The 14,961-nt window shown below is 66.5% G+C and carries 13 protein-coding genes; 10 read left to right on the top strand and 3 right to left on the bottom strand.

The window, feature by feature from the left end; all coding sequences use genetic code 11:
• Window positions 1-38: 38 nt before the first annotated feature.
• On the bottom strand, window positions 39-824 hold the full coding sequence (locus tag NFX52_RS14150) for a crotonase/enoyl-CoA hydratase family protein (RefSeq protein ID WP_055399790.1): 786 nt from the start codon (window positions 822-824) through the stop codon (window positions 39-41).
• Window positions 825-983: 159 nt separating this feature from the next.
• On the opposite strand from NFX52_RS14150, the gene NFX52_RS14145 reads away from it, so the two are divergent.
• The 3 genes from NFX52_RS14145 to NFX52_RS14135 are packed head-to-tail and all read left to right on the top strand — an operon-like array spanning window position 984 to window position 5,084.
• Complete coding sequence (locus NFX52_RS14145) at window positions 984-2,198, top strand: thiolase family protein (RefSeq protein WP_055399792.1); 1,215 nt, start codon at window positions 984-986, stop codon at window positions 2,196-2,198.
• Window positions 2,199-2,200: 2 nt separating this feature from the next.
• Window positions 2,201-3,454, top strand: a complete 1,254-nt coding sequence (locus NFX52_RS14140; protein ID WP_055399794.1) for a thiolase family protein — start codon at window positions 2,201-2,203, stop codon at window positions 3,452-3,454.
• 37 nt (window positions 3,455-3,491) lie between these two features.
• Window positions 3,492-5,084, top strand: a complete 1,593-nt coding sequence (locus NFX52_RS14135) for an acyl CoA:acetate/3-ketoacid CoA transferase (RefSeq protein WP_055399795.1) — start codon at window positions 3,492-3,494, stop codon at window positions 5,082-5,084.
• A gap of 78 nt (window positions 5,085-5,162) precedes the next feature.
• Here NFX52_RS14135 and NFX52_RS14130 read toward each other — a convergent pair whose 3' ends face one another.
• Together NFX52_RS14130 and NFX52_RS14125 are read right to left on the bottom strand one after the other, a co-directional pair.
• A complete protein-coding gene (locus tag NFX52_RS14130) occupies window positions 5,163-5,669 on the bottom strand; it encodes a MarR family winged helix-turn-helix transcriptional regulator (protein ID WP_055399796.1) in 507 nt (168 codons plus the stop codon).
• Between the two features lie 166 nt (window positions 5,670-5,835).
• Window positions 5,836-7,380, bottom strand: coding sequence for a YifB family Mg chelatase-like AAA ATPase (locus NFX52_RS14125; protein WP_207401977.1), 1,545 nt, complete (start codon window positions 7,378-7,380; stop codon window positions 5,836-5,838).
• A 224-nt stretch (window positions 7,381-7,604) separates the two neighbouring features.
• On the opposite strand from NFX52_RS14125, the gene NFX52_RS14120 reads away from it, so the two are divergent.
• From NFX52_RS14120 to NFX52_RS14090, 7 genes are all read left to right on the top strand, one after another.
• Window positions 7,605-8,336, top strand: coding sequence for a TorF family putative porin (locus NFX52_RS14120; protein ID WP_055399799.1), 732 nt, complete (start codon window positions 7,605-7,607; stop codon window positions 8,334-8,336).
• 46 nt (window positions 8,337-8,382) lie between these two features.
• Complete coding sequence (gene glnK / locus NFX52_RS14115; protein ID WP_010466918.1) at window positions 8,383-8,721, top strand: P-II family nitrogen regulator; 339 nt, start codon at window positions 8,383-8,385, stop codon at window positions 8,719-8,721.
• A gap of 36 nt (window positions 8,722-8,757) precedes the next feature.
• Entirely contained in the window at window positions 8,758-10,302 is a 1,545-nt protein-coding gene (gene amt / locus NFX52_RS14110) for an ammonium transporter (RefSeq protein ID WP_055399801.1), read from the top strand.
• Window positions 10,303-10,563: 261 nt separating this feature from the next.
• Window positions 10,564-11,700, top strand: a complete 1,137-nt coding sequence (gene glcE, locus NFX52_RS14105) for a glycolate oxidase subunit GlcE (protein ID WP_252635691.1) — start codon at window positions 10,564-10,566, stop codon at window positions 11,698-11,700.
• 47 nt (window positions 11,701-11,747) lie between these two features.
• On the top strand, window positions 11,748-12,548 hold the full coding sequence (locus NFX52_RS14100; protein ID WP_055399803.1) for a YoaK family protein: 801 nt from the start codon (window positions 11,748-11,750) through the stop codon (window positions 12,546-12,548).
• A gap of 41 nt (window positions 12,549-12,589) precedes the next feature.
• The gene (glcF, locus tag NFX52_RS14095; RefSeq protein WP_055399805.1) at window positions 12,590-13,840 is read left to right on the top strand and encodes a glycolate oxidase subunit GlcF; all 1,251 of its coding nucleotides are present in this window, start codon (window positions 12,590-12,592) and stop codon (window positions 13,838-13,840) included.
• A 331-nt stretch (window positions 13,841-14,171) separates the two neighbouring features.
• Window positions 14,172-14,807: a ProQ/FINO family protein gene (locus NFX52_RS14090; protein WP_252635690.1), complete on the top strand. Its 636-nt coding sequence runs from the start codon at window positions 14,172-14,174 to the stop codon at window positions 14,805-14,807.
• Window positions 14,808-14,961 lie beyond the last annotated feature (154 nt).

The raw sequence follows: 14,961 nt of genomic DNA, 5'->3' as shown, positions 1-14,961 counted from the left end.
TTCAAGAACTCACTGGCGCGGGCGGGGGGCTCGCATCTTCAGGCCTTCTGGACCTTGGCTGCCTTGCCGTCGAGGAAGGCGCGCACGCGGGCCTTGGCTTCGGGCGCGCTCTGGGCAATGGCGGCCATCATGGCTTCGGTCATCAGGCCCTGGTCTGACGGCTGCTCGGCAATGCGGGGCAGCGCGTGCATCAGTGCGTAGTTGGTCAGCGGTGCGTTCTGCGCAATGCGCTGGGCCAGCTCAAAGGCCTTGTCGAATGCGGTGCCGGTGGGCACGAGGTATTGGGCAAAACCCACACGCTCGCCGTCCACGGCGTTGTAGACGCGGCCGGTCATCATCATGTCGGTCATGCGGGCCGTGCCGATCAGGCGCGGAATGCGCACCGCGCCGCCGCCGCCCACAAAGATGCCGCGCGAGCCTTCGGGCAGCGCGTAGAAGGTGGATTCATCGGCCACGCGGATGTGGCAGGCGCTGGCCAGCTCCAGCCCGCCACCCACCACCGCGCCGTGCAGCGCGGCCACCACGGGCACGGGGCCGAACTGCACGCGGTCCAGCGCTGCATGCCACATGCGCGAGTGGTGCAGGCCCTGGCCCGCGTCGCGCTCTTTCAGCTCGGACAGGTCCAGGCCCGAGCAGAAGTGTTCGCCATCGCCATCGATCACGGCGGCACCCACGCTGGCGGGCAGGTTGTCCATCACGTCGCGCAGCGCCAGGATCAGGCCGTCGTTGAGCGCATTGCGCTTGGCGGGGCGGGTGAGGCGGATGACCGCGATTTCCTCGCGTTCGCCACGGATTTCAAGGGAGATGTCGGAGTTCTTGGTCATGGTGGTGTGAGTGAGTTAGGGAAATTATGGTTATCAAAAATAACTAAAACAAGACCGCAAGGCCGCTCTTTGCTAGGGGGTTTCCCTAGCTTTTCAAGCGACTCATATGGTTATGATAAATAACTAAAATTGGTGCGCAATCCAAGCAAGGACCCTGTCATGAACGCCTTCATCCCCTACGGTATCTACTGGTCGTCCCCGTTTGCCAAGTGGCAGGGCACGCTGGCCAACCTCAACGCGCTGCCGCTGGCCGCCGCCGTGGGCAAGCAGGCGCTCGCCACGCGGGGCTACGACCTGGCCGCAGTGGACCTGGCGATCCTCGGGATCACCAACCCGCAAAAGGGCAGCTTCTACGGCCTGCCCTGGGTCACCGGCATGATGGGTATCGACCGTGTGGCCGGGCCCACGGTGCAGCAGGCCTGCGCCACCAGTGTGCGCGCGCTGCAGATGGCCGCGCAAGAGGTGGCCTGCGGAACGGCCACCAGCGCGCTGCTGGTGATGGCCGACCGCCAGTCCAACGGGCCCGTCGTCTACTACCCGGATTCGAGCGGCACCGGCGGCTACGGCATCACCGAGCACTGGGTGCCCGACAACATGGGCCACGACCCCTACGCTAAGAACCCCATGCTGCAGACCGGCGAGAACGTGGCGGCGCGCTACGGCATCACCACCGAGGAGCAGCACGCACTCAAGCTGCACCGCTACACGCAGTACCAGGCGGCGCTGGCCGACGACCGCGCCTTTCAAAAGCGCTACATGGCCGATGTGCCGATCACCGATTCCAAATTCCGCAAGCAGACGGGCACTCTCAGCGCCGACGAAGGCATCTTCCCCACCACCGCCGAGGGCCTGGCCAAGCTCAAGCCGGTGAAGGAGGGCGGCACCGTGACCTTTGGCGGCCAGACGCACCCGGCCGACGGCAACGCGGGCGCCATCGTCACCACGCGCGAACGGGCCCGTGCCGTGGCCACCGACCCGGGCATTGAGGTCGAGATCCTGGGCTTTGGCATGTCGCGGGTGGAGGCGGGCTACATGCCCATGGCGCCGTCGCCTGCCGCGTTCAACGCACTCAGGAACGCGGGCTTGTCCATTGCCGATGTGCACGCCATCAAGACGCACAACCCATTTGCCGTGAACGACATCGCCCTGGCGCGCGACACCGGCTTTGCCTGGGAGCGCATGAACAACTACGGCAGCTCCATCATCTGGGGCCACCCGCAGGCGCCCACCGGCATGCGCGCCATCATCGAGCTGATCGAAGAACTGGTGCTGCGTGGCGGCGGCGTGGGCCTGTTCACCGGCTGTGCTGCGGGCGACACCGGCTATGCCACCGTGCTGCGCGTGACCGACACCAAAACCACTTCCAAGGCCTGACCATGACTACCGCTTCGACAAGCTCTTTCTCCGCCCCCCTGAACGCCTGGCTGGTGGACGGCGTGCGCACGCCCATGGTCGATTACTGCGGCCCGCTGGGCCATGTGTCGCCCACGGACATGGGCATCAAGGTGGCGCGCGCCGTGCTGGAGCGCAGCGGCGTGCCCGCAGCCGATGTGGGCTCGGTCATCACGGGCTCCATGGCGCAGGCCGATTTCGACGCCTTTGTGCTGCCGCGCCACATTGGCCTGTATGCAGGCGTGCCGCAGGCCGTGCCCGCCATCCTGGTGCAACGCATCTGCGGCACGGGCTTTGAGCTGTTCCGCCAGGCCGCCGACCAAATCGCGCTGGGCTATGCCGACGTGGCGCTGGTGGTGGGCACCGAGTCCATGACGCGCAACCCGATTGCGGCCTACACACACCGCACCGGCTTCAAGCTGGGCGCGCCCGTGGAGTTCAAGGACTTCCTGATGGAGGCATTGATCGACACCGCAGGCCCGGTGACGATGATCGAGACGGCCGAGAACCTGGCCAAGAAATACGGCATCACCCGCGAGGATGTGGACGCCTATGCCTCACAGTCCTTTGCCCGCGCGCTCAAGGCGCAGGAGGATGGCTTTCTGGCGGGCGAGATCGTGCCAGTGACCAGCGAGAAGTTTGAACTGGAAGGTTACGCCACGCGCGGCATCACGCTGCCCCGCAAGGTGGCGCAGCTGGACCGCGACACCCACCCGCGCCCCTCGCCGGTTGAAGCCCTGGCCGCGCTGCGCACGGTCTACCCCGGCGGCGTGCAGACCGCTGGGAACAGCTCGGCCCTGGTGGACGGCGCCGTGGGCGCCGTGGTGGCCAGCGATGCCTATGTGCAGCAGCGTGGCCTCAAGCCCCTGGCGCGCCTGCGCGGTGTGGCCGCTGTGGGTGTGGCACCCGAGTACATGGGCATCGGCCCGGCCCCGGCCATTCGCGCGCTGCTGGCACGCACCGGCCTCACGCTGGATGACATCGGCCTGTTCGAAATCAACGAGGCCCAGGGCGCACAGACCCTGGCCGTGGGCCGCGAGCTGGGGCTGGACCTGAACAAGCTCAACGTGAACGGCGGTGCGATTGCGCTGGGCCACCCGCTAGCCGCCACCGGCGTGCGCCTGACGGTCACCCTGGCGCGCGAGCTGCGCCGCCGTGGGCTGCGCTACGGCATCTCCAGCGCCTGTGTGGGCGGCGGGCAAGGCATTGCATTGCTGATCGAGAACACCGACGCGTAAATCCAGTCTTCACACCCATTTGCAAGAGCACAGCACCATGAAAATCATCACCGCAGCCCAGGCCGGGGCCCTGATCCCCGACAACGCCACCATCTTTTTGGGCGGTCTGGCCGTCTCCAGCCTGCCGGAGGAAGTGCTCAAGGGCATCGAGAAAAACTTCCTCGACCACGGCAGTCCGAAGAACGTGACCACCTGGGCCTGCGGCGCCATTGGCAACAGCAAGGACGCGGGCATGGTGCACTTTGCCCACCCCGGCATGATCAAGCGCACGGTGGCCGGCCACTTCGGCCAGACGGGTGCCGAGATGATGAAGATGGTGTTTGACGGCGAGGTGGAGGCCTACAACTTCCCGCAGGGCAGCCTGTCGCACCTCACGCGCCACATCGCCAGCCGCAGCCCCGGGCTGCTGACCAAGGTGGGTCTGGGCACGTTTGTAGACCCGCGCATCGAAGGCGGCAAGCTCAACAGCAAGTCCACCGAAGACCTCGTGAAGCTGGTGGAATTCAACGGCGAGGAATGGCTGTTCTACCCCTCGCCCAAGGTCGATGTGGCCATCATCCGCGGCACGCTGGCCGACGAGAACGGCAACATCACGCTCGACAAGGAAGGCGTGCTGCTGGAGCAGATCAACATCGCCCACGCGGCCAAGGCCTGCGGCGGCATCGTGATCGCGCAGGTGGAGCGCATCGTCAAGGTGGGCAGCCTGCACCCCAAGTCGGTCAAGGTGCCCGGCGTGTCGGTGGACTACGTGGTGGTCAGCCAGCCCGAGAACCACATGCAGACCATCACCACGCAGTTCAACGCCGCGCTGTGTGGCGACGTGCGCGTGCCGGTGAACTCGCTGGCGCCCATGGCGCTGGATGAGCGCAAGGTCATCGCACGCCGTACCGCGCTGGAGCTGAAGCCGGGCGCCATCACCAACCTGGGCATCGGTATTCCGGCCGGTGTGCCGTCGGTGGCGGCGGAAGAGGGCGTGGCGGACCAGTTCACGCTGAGCGTGGAAAGTGGCATCACCGGCGGCATCCCGGCGCAGCTGGGCGACTTTGGCACGGCCTACAACGCCGACGCGATCATTGAGCAGTCACTGCAGTTCGACTTTTACGACGGCGGCGGGCTGGACGCGAGCTTCCTGGGCCTGGCGCAGGCCGACAACCACGGCAACGTGAACGTGAGCAAGTTCAACGGCCGGCCCGTGGGCTGCGGTGGTTTTGTGAACATCACGCGCTCGACCAAGAACCTGGTGTTCTGCGGCACCTTCACGGCGGGTGGCCTGGAGGTGAAGGTGGCCGACGGCCAGCTCACCATCGTCAAGGAAGGCCGCTCGCGCAAGTTCATCGAGAAGGTCGAGCAGATCACCTTCAACGGGCTGGATGCTGCCCAGCGGGAGCAGAACGTGCTTTTCGTCACCGAGCGCGCCGTGTTCCACCTGACCACCGAAGGGCTGGAGCTGACCGAGATTGCGCCCGGCATTGACCTGGAGCGCGACGTGCTGGCGCACATGGGCTTCAAGCCGATCATGCGCGATGTGAAGACCATGGACGCGGGCCTGTTCCACGAAAAGTGGGGCGGGCTGGCGGCGGCCATGGCGGCGAAGTCTGAGGCGGTGGCACAGGCGGCCGCAGGCCAATAGACGGGGCGCAGAAGCTGCCCGAAGCCGGGCACAAAACCAAGGACCAAGGGGCGCTGGCTGCAGTGCCCCTTTTCTTTGTCAGGCCCCGTCGCGGGCGTAGACCTTTTGCAGCAGGCGGATCAGCGTCTTGCGTTCGGCGGCCGTGAGGCCTGCGGTGGCGTCCACCTCCAGCTGTGCGGCGGTCTGCTCGGCCTGGGCGGTCAGTTCCACACCGGCGGGCGTCAGGTGCAGGCCCATGGCGCGGCCGTCGCTGGGGTGGGGGCGGCGCTCGATCAGCCCGCGCCGCTCCAGCGCCGCAATCAGGCCCACCAGGTTGGGCGGCAACACGCCCAGCGTCACGCACAGCTGGCGCGAGGTCACGCCCGGGTTGTGCGCCACCAGCGACAGCACCGAAAAATCCACCACCTTGAGGCGGTACACCGCCATGCGCTCCATGAACACCTCGATGACGGCCAGCGATGCGCGCCGTGCGTTGTAGCCCACCAGCGTGCGCAAAAAGCCGGTGTCCACCGATTCGGGTGCGGGCGCCGGGTTGGCTGGAGCCATGGAGGCTGTGGTCTTTTTGGTGGTGCGAACGCTGGACATGGGGTGATTGTGGCGGGGGGTGGGCGCGGGTTGGCAGCAGGTTGCGCGGAAATTTGATTCAAATCAGCCGCTAGCGCTTGTTTGACGGATATCTATTGCTATTAAAATTATAGTAATTGATGTGCGGCAGGCGACACACACGGTGCAGCATCGGCACCTGTGGCTCTCAGACGGGGCTGCGCAACACGCGCCGGTATTGCACGGCCTCGGCCACATGGCCTACTTCGGTCGAGGGTGCACCCGCCAGATCGGCAATGGTGCGCGCCACCTTCAGCGCACGGTGCGTGCTGCGGGCCGACCAGCCCAGGCGGGCGGCGGCGGTGTTGAGGAATTTGGCGGCGGCATCCTGCAGGTGCAGGTGGGTGTCGATCTCCTGGCCCTGCAGCGCCTGGTTGGTCTTGCCTTGCCGCGCCAGTGCCACGGCGCGGGCCTGCGCCACGCGTTCGCGGATTGTCTCGCTGGCTTCGCCCGCGGGTGCCTGCACCAGTTGGTCGGCGGGCAGGGCGGGCACCTCCACATGCAGGTCAATGCGGTCCAGCAGCGGGCCGCTGAGCTTGGCCTGGTAGCGGTTCACCTGGTCGGGCGTGCAGCGGCACGCGCGCTGGGTGGAGCCCAGGTAGCCGCACGGGCAGGGGTTCATGGCCGCGATCATCTGGAACCGGGCGGGGAAGTCTGCACGCTGCGCCGCTCTGGAGATGGTGATGTGTCCTGTCTCCAGCGGTTCGCGCAGGGCCTCCAGCGCAGCGCGCGGAAACTCGGGCAGTTCGTCCAGAAACAGGATTCCGTGGTGCGCCAACGAAATTTCGCCGGGCCTGGGGGGTGATCCGCCGCCCACCAGGGCCACTGCGCTGGCGGTGTGGTGCGGCGCGGCTGTGGGCCTCTGGCCCCACTGGTCGGTGCGAAAGCGCCCGGCCAGGCTGGCAATGGCGGCGCTCTCCAGCGCCTCGTCCACGGTCATCGCGGGCAGCAGCCCCGCAAACCGCAGCGCCAGCATCGACTTGCCCGACCCCGGCGGCCCGGCCATGAGCACGCTGTGCCCGCCAGCGGCAGCAATCTCCAGCGCGCGTTTGGCGCTGGCCTGGCCTTTCACGTCGCACATGTCGGGGCCTGCTGTGCTCGCCGCCATGGGGGTGGCCTGCAGGCGGGTCCAGCCGTCGTTGGCCACGTCGGCATCGCCCGCAGCCACGCTGCCCGGCGGCAGGAAGGCGCGCACCACATCCAGAAGATGCCGTGCGCGCACCACCTGCGCGGCGGGCACCAGGGCGGCCTCTTCAGCGCTGCCGGGGGGCAGCACCAGTTGCGCGGTGATCTGCTGCGTCTGCAGCGCCAGGCTGGTGGCCAGCGCGCCGCGCACGGGGCGCAGCTCGCCCGACAGCGACAGCTCGCCCGCAAACTCATAGCCCGCCAGACGGCTTGCGTCCACCTGCCCGCTGGCGGCGAGGATGCCCAGCGCAATCGGCAGATCAAACCGGCCCGAGTCTTTGGGCAGATCGGCTGGTGCCAAGTTTACCGTGATGCGCTTGTTATGCGGGAACTCCAACCCCGCGTTCTGCAGCGCCGAGCGCACCCGTTCGCGGGCCTCCTTGACCTCCACCTCGGCCAGGCCCACCAGCGTGAAGCTGGGCAAACCATTGGCCAGATGCACTTCGACGGTGACAGAAGGCGCCTGCAGCCCCAGAAGGGCGCGGCTTTGCACCAAAGCAAGACTCATGAAGCGGTTTCTCCCCAGATGGGTGCGTTTTATGGTTTTTTAGCGCGGTCCGGTTGTGCTGCGCACCAACAAGGTGCAACATGGTCCGCGCGCACACCGTCACTGTACTTGGGGATCGGTGTAACGCAACGCAACGGCGATGTGAAGGCGATGCAATGGTTGCACTGGCGTGGCACGGTCCGTGCTTAAAACGCTCGTCCCTACTTTGTCCAACCGGAGGAAACATGACCCGCGCCATCATCAAGACCCTGGGCGTTGCCCTTGTTGCAACCCTTCCCATGCTGGCCAGTGCCCAGCTCACCGGCAATGTCAGCCTGACCACCAACTACAAGTTCCGTGGCCAGGACCAGGACGTTTCCAAGTCCAAAGCGGTCAAGCCTGCACTGCAAGGCGGTTTTGACTACGCCTTCGGCGACACCGGCTGGTACGTGGGCAACTGGAACTCCAGCGTGGACTGGCTTGCCAACAACTCGCTCGAATCCGACCTGTATGGCGGCTACAAGTTCAAGGCTGGCGGCGCCGACCTGGACGTGGGCGCCCTGACCTACATCTACCCCGGCAACAGCAACGGTAACACCACCGAGCTGTATGGCGCGGCCACCATGGGCCCCTTCACTGCCAAGTATTCGCACACCCTCTCCAAGGACTACTTCGGCTTTGCCGGCGCCAAGGCTGGCTCGGGCCTGAAGGGCCGCAACACCGGCTACCTGAACTTCGCGTTTGCGCAGGAAGTGGCCCCCAGCGTGACGGTGAAGGCCTCGGTGGGCTTCACGCGTTTTGCCAGCGACATCAAGGACACCGGTGTGCCCAACTACATGGACTACAGCTTGGGTGGCACGTATGACTTCGGCGGTGGCCTGTCGCTGGGCGCTGCCGTGGTGGGCGCCAACAAGAAGGCCTTCTTTGGCCACGTCAACAAGTCGCGCGTGATCGTCACGCTCACCAAAACCCTGTAAGCAAGTCTCAATGGGCGCTTGCTGCGCCCATGTCGGAGGAACCAAAATGAAAATGGTGACAGCCATCATCAAGCCCTTCAAGCTGGACGAGGTGCGTGAAGCGCTTTCGGACATCGGCGTGCAAGGCATCACGGTCACTGAGGTCAAGGGCTTTGGCCGCCAGAAGGGCCACACCGAGCTGTACCGCGGCGCGGAATACGTGGTTGACTTCCTGCCCAAGGTCAAGATCGAAGCCGCTGTGGCGGACGACCTCGTGGACCGCGTGATCGAGTCCATCGAAAGCGCAGCCCGCACCGGCAAGATCGGCGACGGCAAGATCTTCGTGACCCACCTGGAGCAGGTGGTGCGCATCCGCACTGGCGAAACCGGCAAGGAAGCGCTGTAAGGGCGCGGCCGTACTACATCCAAGAAGAGAAACGCCATGAAAAAACTGCTTGCTTCCTTCATTCTGGGGCTGGGTCTGCTGACCATGGGCAACTTGTCCCTGGCACAGGCGCCCGCCGCCTCCGAGCCGGCTGCTGCCGCGCCCGCTGCTGCTCCTGCCGCAGAAGCCCCGGCTCCTGCTGCTGCCGCAGCCCCCGCAGCGGCAGCGGCCGCCGCTCCCGCAGCTGCCGCCGAGGCACCCGCTCCTGTCCCCAACAAGGGTGACACCGCCTGGATGATGACCTCCACCATCCTCGTGATCCTGATGGTCCTGCCCGGCCTGGCGCTGTTCTACGGTGGCCTGGTGCGCAGCAAGAACATGCTGTCCGTGCTGATGCAGGTCATGGTCACGTTCTCGCTGATCGTGGTGCTGTGGTTCATCTACGGCTACAGCCTGGCCTTCACCGAAGGCGGCGCCTTCATCGGTGGCTTTGACAGGCTGTTCATGAAAGGCATCTGGGACAACGCTGCCGGCACCTTCGCCAATGCAGCCACGTTCAGCAAGGGTGTCGTGATTCCTGAAGTGGTGTTCGCCGCCTTCCAGGCAACCTTCGCCGGCATCACCTGTGCCCTGATCGTCGGTGCGTTCGCAGAGCGCATCAAGTTCAGCGCCGTCATGATGTTCATGGTGCTGTGGTTCACTTTCAGCTACCTGCCGATCGCCCACATGGTGTGGTTCTGGATGGGTCCTGACGCCTACGCCTCCAAGGAAGTGGCCGACGCCATGACCGGCAAGGCAGGCCAGATCTGGCAGTGGGGTGCTCTGGACTTCGCTGGCGGTACCGTGGTGCACATCAACGCCGCTGTGGCGGGCCTGGTGGGCGCGTTCATGGTGGGCAAGCGTATCGGTTACGGCAAGGAAGCCATGGCGCCTCACAGCCTGACGCTGACCATGGTCGGTGCCTCGCTGCTGTGGGTGGGCTGGTTCGGTTTCAATGCTGGTTCCGCTCTGGAAGCCAATGGCTTCGCAGCCCTGGCTTTCATCAACACCCTGGTGGCCACGGCCGGTGCCGTGCTGGCATGGTGCATCGGTGAAGCGCTGATGCGTGGCAAGGCGTCGATGCTGGGTGCAGCGTCGGGTGCCGTGGCCGGTCTCGTGGCCATCACGCCTGCCGCTGGCAACGTCGGTATCGGCGGCGCCCTGGTGATCGGCCTGGTGGGTGGTTTCGCCTGCCTGTGGGGTGTCAACGGCCTCAAGAAGCTGCTGGGTGCGGACGACTCGCTCGACGTGTTCGGCGTGCACGGCATCGGCGGTATCGTGGGTGCCCTGCTGACCGGCGTGTTCAACGCCCCTGGCCTGGGTGGCCCTGGCTACGTGGCCGACTGGGTGACTGCTTCGATGGTCACTGCTGCCGACTACTCCATCGCCGCACAGGTGTGGACGCAGGCCAAGGCCGTGCTGCTGACCATCGTGTGGTCGGGTGTGGTCTCCTTCGTCGCCTACAAGATCGTTGACCTCACGGTGGGCCTGCGTGTCACGGAAGAAGACGAACGCGAAGGCCTGGACATCACTTCGCACGGCGAGACGGCGTACAACCGCTGACCCGCCTGCACCCCACGCGCTGCGGTGTCTGGTGGCACCGCAGCGTCGCAACAAGAACAAGCGAGTCACTCCTCTGGTTGTTGAGCCCGCCGGCAACGGCGGGTTTTTTTCGTACCGGTGGGGGGCTCGCTGTTGGCTTTGGCAGGGTTGCCAAGGCATGTTCCCCCAGACAACTTGCCCGCAGGCCCGAGTCCTTTGCACGCGCGCTGTTCAAAAAATTCACGCACTGCGGGTGTAGCACCGGACATGGCTGCCGCTACGATGCAAGGCATGGACCTCGCCCTTGCCCAGATCACCGAACGTGTGCGCACCGCCGCCGCCGACCAGACCCCCTTGCGCATCCGTGGCGGGGGCACCAAGGATTTTCATGGCCTGGCACTGCATGGTGAAGTGCTCGACACGCGGGTGCTGCGCGGCATCGTGAGCTACGAGCCGAGCGAGCTGGTTGTCACCGTGCGGGCGGGCACCCCGTTGGCGGAGTTGGAGGCTGCGCTGGCCGAACAAGGCCAATGCCTGCCTTTTGAGCCCCCGCATTTCGCCAAGGCCTCCTCGGATGCCGCCACCGTGGGCGGCATGGTCGCGGCAGGCCTCTCAGGCCCCGCCCGCGCCAGCGTAGGGGCTGTGCGCGACTATCTTCTGGGCGTGACCCTGCTCAACGGCAAAGCCGAGCTGCTGACTTTTGGCGGCCAGGTCATGAAAAACGTGGCGGGGTATGACGTGTCCCGCCTCATGGCCGGTGCCTGGGGCACGCTGGGTTTGCTGACCGAGGTCAGCCTCAAGGTGCTGCCCGTGGCGCCCGGCGAGGCCACGCTGCGGTTTGACGACATCAACCAGGCCGACGCCTTGCGCAGGCTGCACGCCTGGGGCGGCCAGCCGCTGCCCCTGAACGCCAGCTGCTGGGTGCAAGACGGTAGCGTGGGCACGCTCTATGTGCGCCTGCGCGGCGCCGTGGCGGCGGTCGAGGCCGCCTGCAAAACGATGGGTGGCACGCGCATGGACAACGCCACGGTGGCCTCCGACTGGACGGCCTGCCGCGAGCAGACCCTGCCCTGGTTCACCGCACGTGCTGCACAGCCCGGCCACGCCCTGTGGCGCCTGTCCGTGCCCGCCACGGCCCCGGTGCTGAGCTTGCCGGGCGGCGCGCAGCCGCTGGTCGAGTGGCATGGCGCGCTGCGCTGGGTGCAAGCGCCCGAATCCGCAGGCGACGCCCTGCGCGAAGCCGCTCGGGCTGTGGATGGAAATGCTTCTATTTTTGTAGCTGCTAGCGCAGGTGGGACAAACGCCAGCGGCACATTTGACCTTCAGTCCAAGGCGCTGGAACACATCCACGCCCGGCTCAAGCACAGCTTTGACCCGGCTGGCATCTTCAACCCCGGCCGCATGGCGCGGGCCTGGTAGGCGGGGTAAGTTCCATCACCACCACCGTTTTCACCGTCACCTTGGCCATGCGACGCCTTCGCCACCTCACCGGAAACCGCCGCACGGTCGCCAGCAACCGGGTGCTGGGCCTGCTGCTGGCGTTCAACGCGGGGGCCGTCAATGCAGGGGGCTTTCTGGTGGTGCACCTGTACACCTCCCACATGACCGGCTTTTTGTCCTCGCTGGCCGACAACCTGGTACTGGGCCAGATGAAGATCGTGCTGGGTGCCATCGGTGCGCTGTGGGCCTTCATGTCGGGCGCAGGCACCACGGCCATCATGATCAACTGGGCGCGCCAGCGCAAGCTGCGCAGCACCTTTGCCCTGCCGCTGGTGCTGGAGTCCGTGCTCATGCTGCTGTTCGGCCTGGTGGGGGCCATCACGCTCACCTGGCCCACACCGTTTGCTGTGCCGCTGGCGGTGTTGCTGCTCTCCTTCATCATGGGCCTGCAGAACGCCACGGTGACCAAGATGTCGTCGTCGCAGATCCGCACCACCCACATGACGGGTGTGGTGACCGACCTGGGCATCGAGATGGGCAAGATGCTCTACTGGAACCGCACCGGCACCGCGCCCGAATCACAAGTGCGCGCCAACCAGGCCCGGCTGCGGCTGTTTGCCGGGCTGGTGGGCATGTTCCTGGTGGGCGGCATTGCGGGCGCGGCGGGCTTCAAGCATGTGGGCTTTGTGTTTGTGGTGCCGCTGGCGCTGGTGCTGCTGGCCCTGTCGCTGCCCCCGCTGTGGGCCGACCGCGCAAGGCTGCGCCACCCCTTGCGCAAGCCGCTGGCGCTGGAAGCGCCCTTGGACCCACCGACCGCGCCGCGCTGAATCGGCCCTGATCTTTCTGTCTTTTCGCCCAGGCATGCACCATGCAAACCCAGCTCTCCCCTGAATACCGCGCCCGCGCCGATGGCCTGGAGGCCGAATCCATCCTGCGCAAGTGCGTGCACTGCGGCTTTTGCACCGCCACCTGCCCCACCTACCAGCTGCTGGGCGACGAGCTGGACGGTCCGCGCGGCCGCATCTACCTCATCAAGCAGGTGCTCGAAGGCGAGACCCCCACGCGCAAGACCCAGATGCACCTGGACCGGTGCCTGACCTGCCGCAACTGCGAAAGCACCTGCCCCAGCGGCGTGCATTACGGCCACCTGGTAGACATCGGCCGCAAGATCGTCGATGAAAAAGTGGCCCGCCCCGTGGGCGAAAAAGCCCTACGCTGGGCGCTGAAGGAGGGGTTGCCCTCGCCCCTGTTTGCCCCTGCCATGAAGGCCGGGCAACTGGTGCGCGGCCTGCTGCCCGCATCCCTCAAGGCCAAGGTGCCCGCGCCCCAAAATGCCGGCGCCTGGCCCACACGCGAGCATGCCCGGAAGGTGCTCATGCTGGCGGGCTGCGTGCAACCGGCCATGATGCCCAACATCAACACCGCCACCGCCCGCGTGCTTGACGCCGTGGGCATCCAGACCGTGATCGCACCCAAGGCCGGCTGCTGCGGCGCCGTCAAGTTCCACCTCAATGACCAGGAAGGCGGCAAGGCCGAGATGCGCGCCAACATCGACGCCTGGTGGCCGCTGGTGGAGCAGGGGGTGGAGTCCATCGTCATGAACGCATCCGGCTGTGGCGTGACGGTCAAGGAATACGGCCACATCCTCAAAGACGACACGATGTACGCGGCCAAGGCCGAGCGCATCAGCGCCCTCACGCGCGACCTGTCGGAACTGCTGCCCGCCCTGCTGCCCGAGCTGGCGCATAAGCTCGCCGGTCGCGTGCAAAAGCCCGACACGCTGTTCGCCTACCACCCGCCCTGCACGCTGCAGCACGGCCAGAAGCTGCGTGGCGGGGTGGAGATGCACCTGAACCAGCTGGGCTTCAAGCTGCGCGCGGCGCGCAACGATGCCCACCTGTGCTGCGGCTCGGCGGGCACCTATTCCGTGCTCAACCCCGAGCTGTCGTACCAGCTGCGCGACCGCAAGCTCGGCGTGCTCGGCGAGGCCTTTGGCGACCAGCTTCCGGACATGATCCTGTCGGCCAACATCGGCTGCATCACGCACCTGCAAAGTGGCACGGGCACGCCCGTGCGGCACTGGGTGGAGGTGTTGGACGAGGCGTTGCGCGCAGGCTGACCCTCCCATGCCCTGCTGCACAGGCACAGGGTAATTCAGGCCTCTGTCAGAGGCTGTTTTGCGCCCGCCGACCCAACGCTGGCATGATCGAGGGTTTTGTCGCCCCCATTTTTGCCCCGGAACTGCACCGCCATGACCGACTCCGTGTCCGCACAAGAACAACCCCACACAGCCCCTGTCGAACCCTTGGCAGCGCCTGTGGCAGCCGCGCCCACGGAGGCTGGGGCTCCCCCCCCAGCGCACAGGGGGCTCGCGCCGTGGTGGCCGCAACCGCCGCAATGCTGACGGGCGCCAGGCGCCCCGGAGCGCGGAGGGGGCCGAGGGCGCCACCGTGCCAGCTGGCGCCCCGGGCCCGCGTGCGCCCCAGCGTGTTCACCCCGCGCTGGAACAACTGGCGGGGCTCTATCCCCATCTGTTTGGCGCCGTGTTCCGCCCGCTCAAGCGCGGCATCTTCCAGGACCTGCTGGCCGCCCACCCCGAGCTGTTCGAGCGTGAAGCGCTCAAGGTGGCGCTGGGCATCCACACCCGCTCCACACGGTATCTGCAAAGCGTGGCGGCGGGCGACAAGCGCCACGACCTGCAAGGCCAGCCTGTGGAAGACATGGCGCCCGAGCATGTGCACCACGCGCTCCTGGAGGTCTACCGCCGCAAGAAGGCCCGCGCCACCGAAGACCTGCTGCCCAAGCTGCGCAACCGCATGATTGCCGCGTTCGAGGCCTCGGGCCTCACGCGCGAGGCGTATACCGAGCTGGTGCAAAGCCGCGACGAGGCCGCCAACGCCATCCTCGAAGAAGCCTTTGCCGAATGGGCAGCCCGCAATGCCAAGGACGAAGCCCTGCTGCGCGCCTTTGAAGCCAGTGGGCAGACGCTGGAGGCCTTTGCCGACATGTACGGCATGGTGCCCCGCACTGTGGGGCAGCAGCTGGAGCGTGCACGCCGACTGGCCGCCGCTGGCGCGTCTGCCTGACCGGCCCACCTCGCACAGCCCCCGCTGCTGAAGGTTCGTGCCATGGGGCGCATCGGCAGCCCCGTGCGAGCTGCCGGTCTCGCGTTAGGTCTATGGGCCGATCCGTGGCGCCAGTGCCCGCGCCGACAGGCTGCTGACACCAGGTTGTCAGTAG

The organism is Acidovorax facilis, assembly GCF_023913775.1.
Classification (GTDB): Bacteria; Pseudomonadota; Gammaproteobacteria; order Burkholderiales; family Burkholderiaceae_C; genus Acidovorax; species Acidovorax facilis.
This window is presented reverse-complemented; position numbering and strand designations above follow the sequence as displayed.